The 10103-nt window shown below is 30.3% G+C and carries 8 protein-coding genes and 1 tRNA gene; all 9 read right to left on the bottom strand.

Annotation, left to right across the window (positions count from 1 at the left end; translation table 11 throughout):
* Window positions 1–438: 438 nt before the first annotated feature.
* The 9 genes from ABMA45_RS08570 to dnaN all read right to left on the bottom strand — a co-directional run bounded on the left by ABMA45_RS08570 (window position 439) and on the right by dnaN (window position 9941).
* Window positions 439–526: transfer RNA gene (locus ABMA45_RS08570), tRNA-Ser, on the bottom strand.
* 89 nt (window positions 527–615) lie between these two features.
* Window positions 616–1341 (bottom strand): lysophospholipid acyltransferase family protein, encoded by a 726-nt coding sequence (locus tag ABMA45_RS08565; protein WP_022089478.1) that lies wholly within the window; start codon window positions 1339–1341, stop codon window positions 616–618.
* A complete protein-coding gene (locus tag ABMA45_RS08560; protein ID WP_022089477.1) occupies window positions 1328–1885 on the bottom strand; it encodes a Fe-S-containing hydro-lyase in 558 nt (185 codons plus the stop codon). Before ABMA45_RS08560 ends, ABMA45_RS08565 begins: the two co-directional genes overlap by 14 nt.
* Window positions 1886–2002: 117 nt before the next feature.
* On the bottom strand, window positions 2003–2845 hold the full coding sequence (locus ABMA45_RS08555) for a fumarate hydratase (RefSeq protein ID WP_022089476.1): 843 nt from the start codon (window positions 2843–2845) through the stop codon (window positions 2003–2005).
* Between the two features lie 154 nt (window positions 2846–2999).
* On the bottom strand, window positions 3000–5549 hold the full coding sequence (gene gyrA, locus ABMA45_RS08550; RefSeq protein ID WP_022089475.1) for a DNA gyrase subunit A: 2550 nt from the start codon (window positions 5547–5549) through the stop codon (window positions 3000–3002).
* Window positions 5550–5565: 16 nt separating this feature from the next.
* The gene (gene gyrB, locus ABMA45_RS08545) at window positions 5566–7500 is read right to left on the bottom strand and encodes a DNA topoisomerase (ATP-hydrolyzing) subunit B (RefSeq protein WP_022089474.1); all 1935 of its coding nucleotides are present in this window, start codon (window positions 7498–7500) and stop codon (window positions 5566–5568) included.
* Window positions 7501–7516: 16 nt separating this feature from the next.
* Window positions 7517–8605: a DNA replication/repair protein RecF gene (gene recF / locus ABMA45_RS08540; protein ID WP_022089473.1), complete on the bottom strand. Its 1089-nt coding sequence runs from the start codon at window positions 8603–8605 to the stop codon at window positions 7517–7519.
* The gene (locus tag ABMA45_RS08535; RefSeq protein WP_022089472.1) at window positions 8605–8811 is read right to left on the bottom strand and encodes an RNA-binding S4 domain-containing protein; all 207 of its coding nucleotides are present in this window, start codon (window positions 8809–8811) and stop codon (window positions 8605–8607) included. Before ABMA45_RS08535 ends, recF begins: the two co-directional genes overlap by 1 nt.
* Window positions 8812–8828: 17 nt before the next feature.
* Window positions 8829–9941 carry a DNA polymerase III subunit beta gene (gene dnaN / locus ABMA45_RS08530; protein ID WP_022089471.1) on the bottom strand — a complete coding sequence of 371 codons (1113 nt, stop codon included), beginning with the start codon at window positions 9939–9941 and terminating at the stop codon, window positions 8829–8831.
* Window positions 9942–10103 lie beyond the last annotated feature (162 nt).

Here is a 10103-nt window from a genome sequence, read left to right as displayed (position 1 = left end):
GCTGTTCAATTATCAATGTTCTTGTTTTATTACTATCATAAGTGACAGTTTCTTAATTCTATCATTAATAATCATCACTTGTCAAGTATTTTTTTATTTTTATTTGCCCGCCTTTTAGCGGGCGAAAATTATATTAACACTTTTATTAAGTAATGTCAACACATTTTTTAATAAATCTAAATAAAATTTTGAACGTATATTTCGGTATATACATTTTCCAAGTTATTATACGCAATGTACAAATCTTATTTATTTTACTCTATTTACCATTTTATCTATATTATGTTTATAACTGATTTAAACATAGGTTAATATAGTTAATACATTTAATTTCAATATAGGTAAATATATAATATAGATAGATTAGCATTAAACTTTATTAACTATAGCAATTAATAATTTGCAAAAAAAAAGAATCATTAGCAGATTCTTTTTTAACGGAGAAGGAGGGATTTGAACCCTCGCGCCGCGTAAACGGCCTATACCCTTAGCAGGGGCACCTCTTCAGCCACTTGAGTACTTCTCCTTGCCTGATTCATATCAGTTATTTAATTTGCACAATTTAGCAGTGCAAAATTTATTATAGTATAGCATCTTTTATTTGTCAAATACTTTCTAGAATTTTACTTTTTCTTCTTTCTTTATTTTTTCTATTATTCTTGTTCTAACCATATCAGCTACCTGAGTTGTATTCATATCTTTGTATTCTTCATATTTTATTGGCTTTAAGTAATGAATTTGAACACATACTTCACTTGTTCCAGGAGTATCAAATGGTTTAAACGAATCTATTAATGCTACAGGTACTATTGGAGCTTTTGCTTTCATTGCACTTTTAAAAGTTCCTCCTTTAAACGGTCCCGGATTGTTTCCATCTTTACTTCTTGTTCCCTCTGGGAATATAACAAAATTTTTACCTTTAGAAACCTCATCTTTCATCTCATTTATTATTCCAATTGCCTGTCTTACATCATCTCTGTCAATTAATTTGCCATCTAATGCTTTTCTAACCTGTTTTAACAATATTACATTTTCTAAATTACTTCTCATTACAACTGACACTGGATTGTCATGTGTTTCTACTATTAATAAGAAGTCAAATAATCCTTGATGGTTTGGAAATAATATATAGCCATTTTCTTTAGGTATATTTTCAGTTCCTGTACATCTTATTTTTACATGACCAAATTTATTTACATTTTTGATTACATTTCTTACTTTATTATATCTTTCTTCAAATGTGTATTTTTTACTATTTTCTGCTGATACTATGTCATGCATCATTGAAGGTATATAATAAAATCTTCTCATAACCATATATGCAATTCTATTTATCTTCACTACAATACTCCTTTATTGCTATTTCATATAAATTATTTCCTTCACAATCAATTACAACTATAACCGGCAAATTTTCTACTTCAAGTTTTCTTATAGATTCTGTGCCTAAATCATCATATGCTATAACTTCACTTTTCTTTATGCATTTTGATAAAAGAGCTCCTGCACCACCTATTGCTGCAAAATATACTGCTTTATTTCTTACAATTGCTTCTTTTACTTCTTCTGTTCGTTTACCTTTACCAATCATTCCAATTAAACCTTTGTCTAAAAGTTTTGGTGCATATTTATCCATTCTGCTTGCTGTAGTTGGTCCTGCTGATCCAATTGGTCGTCCTTCTCTTGCTGGGGATGGTCCCATATAATAAATAACATTATTTTCTACATCAAACGGAAGTTTTTCTCCCTTTTTTATTGCTTCATCCATTCTTTTATGTGCTGCATCTCTGGCTGTATATATAGTTCCTGTAATATAAACATAATCTCCTGCTTTTAATTCCTGTGATATTTTTTTATCAAATGGGGCTGTTATTTTTCTATCCATGTTTTTCTCCTAATACAATAAATTTATTTTAGTAATAAATACGTGCTACAATGGCGTAAATAAAGATAAACTAGACCGTGATGTGGAACAATTATCTTTTTATTTAGTCTTTTAATTTTAGATTGTTCTTGTTACGTGTCTGTTTACATGACAACATATATTTATAGCTACAGGTAATCCTGCTATATGGGTTGGGTATGTCTCCACATTTACTGCTAATGCTGTCTGTGTTCCTCCCAAACCTCCAGGTCCAATTCCCATTTTATTTATTTTTTCTAATAATTCATTTTCTAATTTGCTTACATATTCTATATCTGAACTACTATCTGCTTCTCTTGCCAATGCCTTTTTTGCAAGATATGCACATTTTTCGAATGTACCACCTATACCTACACCAACTACCATAGGTGGGCATGCATTTGGTCCTGCATCCCTTACTGCAGTTAACACTGCATTCTTTACTCCTTCTATTCCATCAGCTGGTTTAAGCATAAATACTCTGCTCATATTTTCGCTTCCAAATCCTTTTGGTGCAACTGTTATTGTTATATTTTCTCCCGGAACGATTTCATAATGAATTACAGCCGGTGTATTATCTTTTGTATTTTCTCTTATTATTGGGTCATTAACAACTGATTTTCTTAGATACCCTTCTACATAGCCCTGACGCACGCCTTCATTTATTGCATCTTCTATATTTGCTCCTGTTATATGTACATCTTGTCCAATTTTAACAAATACGACTGCCATCCCTGTGTCCTGACAAATTGGTATCATATCTTCTCTTGCTATTTTTAAATTTTCATCTAACTGCTCTAATATTTGTTTTCCTAATGGTGATTTTTCATTATTACGGGCATTGTCAAATACCTTTTTCATATCATCTGATAGGTAATGATTTGCTTCTATACACATTTCCTTAATATTTTTTGTCAGTAACTGAGCGTCTATTTCTCTCATTTATTAATAACCTCCCTGTTTATTTTAAAACTTATTAATAATTTATGTGTTTTGTCAATCTTTACTGTGTTAATTTGTATTAGTATTTTTAGTTATTGTTAATACAGGTGAGAAAAACCTAGTTTCTCTCACCTGTCAATCACACTGTTCTTTATTATTCCTGTGTTTCTTCATCTATGCCTTCAGATTCTATTTCATCGCTTTCATTGTCTTCCTGCAATTCTTCTAATCTTCTTGCTTCTTCATCTGCTAAAGTAACACTTTCTTTTACTTTTGTTATACTTGCAACAATTATATCTTCTTGTTCACCTGTGTTCATTAATTTAACACCTGATGTAACTCTTCCAAGTACTGAAATGTCATCAACTTTTATTCTTATTATAATTCCCTGATTTGTAATAAGCATAATTTCATTTCCATCATTAACTGCTTTTACGCCTACTACTTCTCCTGTCTTATCAGTAATGTTATAACATTTTACACCTTTTCCACCACGGTTCTGTAGTTTAAAGTCTGTAAATCTGTTTCTCTTACCATATCCATTTGCTGAAACGAAAGTTATATATTCGCCCTGTGTTTCAAGCTGCATTGCTACAACTTCATCTCCATTTCTAAGTGTAATACCTTTTACACCCATTGCAGATCTTCCTGTTTCTCTTATATCCTTTTCAGCAAATTTTATTGCCTGACCTTTCTTTGTTAACATTAATACATTTTGTTCACAATCAGATACTTTTACTTCAATTAATTCATCATCATCTCTAAGTGTTATTGCCTGAATACCTGTTTTTCTTATATTCATATATGCACTTAACGGTGTCTTCTTAATTGTTCCCTTCTTTGTTGCCATAATGAGATTTCTATCTTCATCAAAATCATCAAAATGAACCATTGTTGTTATTTTTTCACCTGGCTGAAGCTGTAGTAAATTAATTATTGCCATTCCTCTTGCTGTTCTACTTGCTTCCGGAATTTCATAACATTTTAATTTGTATACTCGTCCTGTATTTGTAAAGAACATAATATAATGATGAGTATTTGTCATAAATAAATTCTTTATAAAGTCATTATCTATGGTATTCATACCCTTTATTCCTTTTCCGCCACGGTTTTGTGCTTTGAAGTTATCCGTTGTCATACGTTTGATGTATCCTAAATTTGTTATGGCTACAACAGTATCACGTCTTGGAATTAAGTCTTCATCTGACAAATCTTCTAAGTCTATTCCAATTGTTGTTCTTCTTTCATCAGCATATTTTTCTTTTATTACTAAGATTTCATCCTTGATTGCTCCTAATAATTTATTTTCGTCTTCAAGGATTCCTTTATAAAAAGCAATTTTTGCCATTAAATCATCATATTCAGCCTGTAAATCTTCTCTTGCTAAACCTGTTAACTGACGAAGTCTCATATCTACAATTGCCTGTGACTGTGCTTCAGACAATGTAAATCTTTCCATTAATGCTTTCTTTGCTTCTGCTGTATTTCTTGAAGCTCTTATTATTTTAATTACTTCATCAATATTATCTAATGCAATAAATAAACCTTTAATTATGTGAGCTCTTTCTTCAGCTTTATTAAGTTCATAACGTGTTCTTCTTGTAACTACATCTTTCTGATGATCTAAGTAGCATGTTAATACCTCTAATAAATTTAAGACTTTTGGTTCACCATTTACTAAAGCAAGCATGATAACACCAAATGTATCCTGCATTTGTGTATGTTTATATAACTGATTTAATATTACATTTGCATTAGCATCTCTCTTAACTTCGATTACTACTCTTGTACCATCCTGGTCTGATTCATCTCTTAAGTCAGAAATTCCTTCTATTCTTTTTTCTTTATGTAATTCAGCTATTTTTTCTACTAATTTTGCTTTGTTTACCATATATGGAAGCTCAGTAACTATAATTCTGCTTTTTCCATTATCCAAAGTCTCAATTTCTGTAGTTGCTCTTACCTTTATTTTTCCTCTACCTGTACGATATGCTTCACTTATTCCTTTAGTTCCAAGTATATTTGCTCCAGTTGGGAAATCAGGTCCTTTTATAATTTCCATGATTTCATCCAAATCTGTTGCTCTATTTTCTTCTACCTGATTGTCAATTATTTTTACAATTGCATCAATCGATTCACCAAGATTGTGTGGTGGTATATTTGTAGCCATACCTACTGCAATACCGCTTGTACCATTTACTAATAAGTTAGGATATCTTGATGGTAAAACTGTAGGTTCTTTTTCTGTTTCATCAAAGTTTGGTACAAATTCTACTGTGTCTTTGTTAATATCTGCTATCATTTCTGTAGATATTTTGCTTAAACGTGCTTCTGTATAACGCATTGCAGCTGCGCCATCACCATCTTCTGAGCCAAAGTTTCCATGTCCATCAACTAATGGATATCTTGTATTCCATTCCTGGGCCATGTTTACTAAAGCTCCATAAATTGAGCTATCGCCGTGTGGATGGAATTTACCCATTGTATCACCAACAATACGGGCACATTTTCTATGTGGCTTATCAGGTCCATTATTTAATTCAACCATTGAATAAAGAACTCTTCTTTGTACCGGCTTAAGTCCATCTCTTACATCCGGTAATGCTCTTGCTGCAATTACGCTCATGGCATAATCAATATAAGAGGTCTCCATTGTACTTTTTAAATCTACTTCATGTATTCTGTCAAATATCTTGTCATCCATTATTTATAGCATCCTCCTATACATCTAAGTTCTGAACAAATTTTGCATTTGCTTCTATGAACTCTCTTCTTGGTTCTACTTCATCACCCATAAGAGTTGTAAATGTCTTATCTATTTCAGTTATTGTTTCATCGTCAATTTTAACCTGTTTCAATATTCTTGTGTTAGGATCCATTGTTGTTTCCCATAACTGGCTCGCATCCATTTCACCAAGACCTTTATAACGCTGAATTTTATTCTGATTATCACGACCTATTTCTGTAAGTATTTTATTTAACTCATCATCATTATAGGCATAATAATTTTTTTTGTTTCTTGTTACCTGATAAAGTGGTGGCATTGCTAAATATACATGTCCATCTTTTATTAACTCAGGCATAAATCTATAGAAAAATGTAAGCATGAGTGTATCAATATGAGCTCCGTCAACATCGGCATCAGTCATGATAATAATTTTGTCATATCTCAATTTTGATATATCAAAATCATCCTGAATTCCTGTTCCAAACGCTGTTATCATTGCTCTTATTTCTGCATTTGCCATAATTTTATCTATTCTGGCTTTTTCTACATTTAAAATCTTTCCTCTTAAAGGAAGAATAGCCTGTGTTGCTCTTGTTCTTGCTTTTTTAGCTGAACCACCGGCGGAATCTCCTTCGACTATGAAAATTTCACATTTCTTTGGATCTTTATCTGAACAATCAGCTAATTTTCCCGGTAAAGCAGCTACATCTAAAGCTGTTTTTCTTCTTGTAGCTTCTCTTGCATTTCTTGCTGCAAATCTTGCTCTTTGTGCTAAAACAGCCTTTTCGCATATAATCTTTCCTACATTTGGATTCTGTTCAAGGAAATATGTTAACTGTTCACTCATAACATTTTCCACAGCAGCACGTGCTTCACTATTTCCTAATTTTTGTTTTGTCTGTCCTTCAAACTGTGGATCCTCAATCTTAACACTAATTATAGCAGTAAGACCTTCTCTTATATCTTCACCTGAAAGATTTTCTTCATTATCTTTTAATACTTTTTTAGTTCTTGCATAACTATTAAAAGTTTTTGTAAGTGCTCTTTTAAAGCCTTCAACCTGTGTTCCACCTTCAGGAGTGTTAATGTTATTAACAAAACTTATTGTATTTTCGTTATATCCATCGTTGTGCTGAAGAGCAACTTCAACATAAACATTATTTACTGTTCCTTCACAATATAAAATGTCATCATATAAAGCAGTCTTTCCTTCATTAAGATAACTTACAAATTCTTTTATACCACCTTCATAATGGAATATTTCTTCTTTTGGTTCTTCTTCTCTTACATCTCTTAAAATAATTTTTAAATTCTTAGTAAGGAAAGCTGTCTCTCTTAATCTTTCCTCTAACACCTTAAACTGATAAACAGTATCTTCAAAAATTGTATTATCCGGTAAGAATGTAACTTCTGTTCCTGTAAAATCAGAATCACATTCACCTATAACTTTTAATTCACTTACAACATGTCCATATTCATATTTCTGATAATGGATTTTTCCTTCTCTACATACTTTAACTTCTAACCACTGTGATAAGGCGTTAACTACAGATGCACCTACACCATGTAATCCACCGGATACTTTGTATCCTCCACCACCGAATTTTCCTCCGGCATGAAGTACTGTAAATACAACCTGTACTGCAGGCAAACCTGTTTTTTCATTAATTCCAACAGGAATTCCTCGTCCATTATCCTTTACTGTAATAGAATTATCTTTGTTAATCTGTACATCAATTTCACTACAATAACCTGCTAAAGCTTCATCAACAGCATTATCAACTATTTCATAAACTAAATGATGAAGACCTCTTGTTGATGTTGTTCCAATATACATACCAGGTCTTTTACGTACCGCTTCAAGTCCTTCAAGAATCTGTATTTGGTCTGCACCATATTCATTTTCTACATTTGTATTGTTACCCATTAGTAACTCCTTTCAGTTAAATAGTTTTTTCAAAAACTTTTCCTTCTTTTACGTTAAATATTTTGTTAATTTTAAATCTGTTTTCTATAAATTCATCTAAACCCGTACAAGTTATAATTGTCTGTACGTTTTCTAAACTATTTAATAACTCATTCTGCCTTTTTGAATCTAATTCCGATAATACATCGTCTAACAACAATACCGGTGTATCATGTATTATGCTTTTTACTATTTCAATTTCAGCCAGTTTTAAAGATAAAGCTGCAGTTCTTTGTTGTCCCTGACTTCCGTAAATTCTTACATTCATATCATCATAATAAAAACTTAAGTCATCCCTATGTGGTCCAACATTTGTAGTCTTATACTTTTTATCTTTTTCTCTTGTTAAAACAAGTTGATTATATAACTCTAATTCATCGCAGTTTTTATCATATTTAACTATTATATTTTCTTTGTTATCTGTAATTTTTTTGTGAATTGGATTTATTATTTCGTTTATTTTTTTTACAAATTCACTTCGACGTTTAATAACTTCACTTCCATATTTAGCAAGTTGTAAATCCCATACGTCCAAAGTTTCCTCTAAATCAGGCTTAAAATATAAATCCTTTAATAGTTTATTTCTTTGATTTAATATCTTATTGTAATTTAGCAAATTATAAACATATAATTTATCTAGTTGACATAACTCCAAATCTATAAACCTTCTTCTCTCGGATGGACCATTTTTAATAATATTTAAATCCTCCGGTGAAAAGAATACAACATTAAATATCCCAAATAATTCACTTGCTTTTTTTAAAGGAATTCCATTTATAGCAATTCCTTTAGACTTATTTTTTTTCAAATGAATATCAATTCGATATTCTTTATTCTTTTTGTTAATATATATTTTTATATGTGCATCATCACATCCAAATTTTATAACTTCTTTATCTTTCCCACCTCTGTGAGATTTCGTTGTGCTACATATATATATAGCTTCAAGAATATTTGTTTTTCCCTGTGCGTTGTCACCATATAAAATATTAGTTTTAGAATCAACGTTTAAATCTAATGTTTCATAGTTTCTATAATTACAAAGATTTAATTTTTCAATAACCATTATTCTACTTCTACAATTGTACCATCAAATTCAAAAGTATCTCCAGGTACAAGTTTCTTTCCTCTTCTGGTATCAACTTCTCCATTTACCTTTACTTGTCCATCCTGAACAACAAACTTTGCATCAATACCTGAACTAACAAGTCCTGCTAATTTTAATGCCTGACCTAACTTAATATAATCATCTTTTATTTTTATTTTTTCCATTTTTTTCTATTCCTAAACTAATTATTTGCTACTGAAAAGTTAACAGGAAGAATTAAGTAAATATATTTTCCTTCATCATCTCTTATAAAACATGGTGATTTAGGGTTTACATAATATATATTTATCTGTTCTTCATCTATAACCTTTAATGTATCTATTAAGAATCTTGGATTAAAACCAATCATCATATCTTTTCCTTCTTTTTGAATGTAAATTTCTTCATCCATAGAACCAATGAAAGAATTAATCTTAAATTCCATTACTCCATCCTTAATTGTAATAATAATAGGTTTCTTATCGCCTTCTTTAATAAGAAGTGTTGCTCTATCAATACAATCAAGCATTTCTCTTTTATTAATTACAACCTTAGTTTCATAATCACTTGAAAGCATCTGATTTATCTTAAAATATTCGCCTTCAATTAATCTTGAAACAACAAGTGTATTATCAAATTCAAATAATATATGGTTTGTTGTGAAATAAATATTAACAATATCATCAACTCCACCATTTAAAATTTTGCTTATTTCATTTAAAGTTTTTCCAGGAACAACAACTTTAATATCTTCATATTCAGCATTTAATTCAATATTTCTTATAGCTATTCTATGACCATCCAATGCAACAACTTTTAAATTATTACCTGATATTTCAAAAAGTTCTCCTGTCATAAGTTTATTATTATTTTTGTCATCAATTGAGAATATTGTCTGTCTTATAACTTCTTTTAATGAAAACTGTGAAATACTAATACTTTTTTCCTTTTTTATTTCAGGTAAATAAGAAAAATCATCTCCATCTCTACCTATAATGTTAAATTTGGCATTTTCACATGTAATGTTTGCTTTATATTCATTATCAACATCAATAACTACATCATTATCAGGAAGTTTTCTTATAATTTCTGAAAATAATTTAGCTTCTATAGCTACACTACCCGGTTCAATAATTTCACCTTGGACAACCGTTTCAATGCCAAGTTCCATATCATTAGCAGTCATTTTAATTTTTCCCTCAGTAGCGTCAATAAGAAAACATTCTAATATAGACATAGTAGTTTTTGAGGATACGGCTTTCATAGTAATGTTAACTCCTGAAAGTAAATCATTTTTTTTGCAAATAAGTTTCATTGTAAAATCTCCTTTATGTGTAAGTGTTGAAAAATGTATAAATTTATATAATATAAATAAATAATAATTAGTAGCAGTAGTATATAGGGGATGTTAATAAGTTAAAAACTAGTTCTAAGCCCCATGTATAAAAGAAAAGGCTGCATTAATAACAAATGAGTA

It is taken from the genome of Eubacterium sp. CAG:156 (genome assembly GCF_000434315.1).
GTDB classification, from domain to species: domain Bacteria; phylum Bacillota; class Clostridia; order Lachnospirales; family Lachnospiraceae; genus Eubacterium_U; species Eubacterium_U album.
Note: the sequence above shows the minus strand (reverse complement) of the source record. Positions and strands in the feature narration are given on the sequence as shown.

Excerpts from the sequence above, each read along its gene's own strand:
- recF (WP_022089473.1), bottom strand. The coding sequence starts at position 8,605 with ATGGTTATTGAAAAATTAAATCTTTGTAATTATAGAAACTATGAAACA.
- dnaN (WP_022089471.1), bottom strand. The coding sequence starts at position 9,941 with ATGAAACTTATTTGCAAAAAAAATGATTTACTTTCAGGAGTTAACATT.
- ABMA45_RS08535 (WP_022089472.1), bottom strand. The coding sequence starts at position 8,811 with ATGGAAAAAATAAAAATAAAAGATGATTATATTAAGTTAGGTCAGGCA.
- gyrB (WP_022089474.1), bottom strand. The coding sequence starts at position 7,500 with ATGGGTAACAATACAAATGTAGAAAATGAATATGGTGCAGACCAAATA.
- gyrA (WP_022089475.1), bottom strand. The coding sequence starts at position 5,549 with ATGGATGACAAGATATTTGACAGAATACATGAAGTAGATTTAAAAAGT.
- ABMA45_RS08560 (WP_022089477.1), bottom strand. The coding sequence starts at position 1,885 with ATGGATAGAAAAATAACAGCCCCATTTGATAAAAAAATATCACAGGAA.
- ABMA45_RS08555 (WP_022089476.1), bottom strand. The coding sequence starts at position 2,845 with ATGAGAGAAATAGACGCTCAGTTACTGACAAAAAATATTAAGGAAATG.